The 497-nt window shown below is 59.6% G+C and carries 1 protein-coding gene; it reads right to left on the bottom strand.

The features are described from left to right. The coding region (locus tag GVL03_RS19560) for a replication protein RepA (protein ID WP_200847296.1) at positions 1-497 on the bottom strand (497 nt) is incomplete at both ends.

The following is a 497-nucleotide window of genomic DNA, read 5'->3' as shown; positions in this document are numbered from 1 at the left end:
TGTAGGGGATGGGTGGCGGCGATGCCATCAGCATCAAACCGCCTGTAACCTGCTTGACGTGGGCCTGTGGATAGACCGCGAGCACGGCCCTCAGCGCTACCAGAAACGACACCTTGAAGTCCTTATCCGCGTTCTTGCCCAGGTACTCTTGCCCGAATTGCTCCCGCAAATTCATCCAGTAGAGAATCACCGGCCGGCCCTCGATGCGATGAAGTCGATGCGCGAGCCAGGTGTACACGTCAAGCGAGAGCGCAGATCCTTTGAGTGCGTGCAAGGCCCGGTTATCGAGGGGCACAGCGTTCTCGACCAGCTCGGAAAAGTAGTTCTCAGACAGCACCAACACGCCGGGCCAAAGGGTCTTTTGCCCTGTCTCGCGGTTCGCGGTCCACGCGTCGAACTGCTCAACGGGTTGCCCGTTATAAGTCCGCCCCCTGAAGCCGAGCTGCAATCGACAGGCGGCCAAAGCGCTCATTTGTTTGCGCAGCGTTGAGTAGCGG

Source organism: Microbacterium sp. 18062 (assembly GCF_902706225.1).
In the GTDB taxonomy this organism is placed as follows: Bacteria; Actinomycetota; Actinomycetes; order Actinomycetales; family Microbacteriaceae; genus Microbacterium.
The sequence above is the reverse complement of the archived record's forward strand: the minus strand, read 5'-3'. Positions and strand labels throughout refer to the sequence as shown.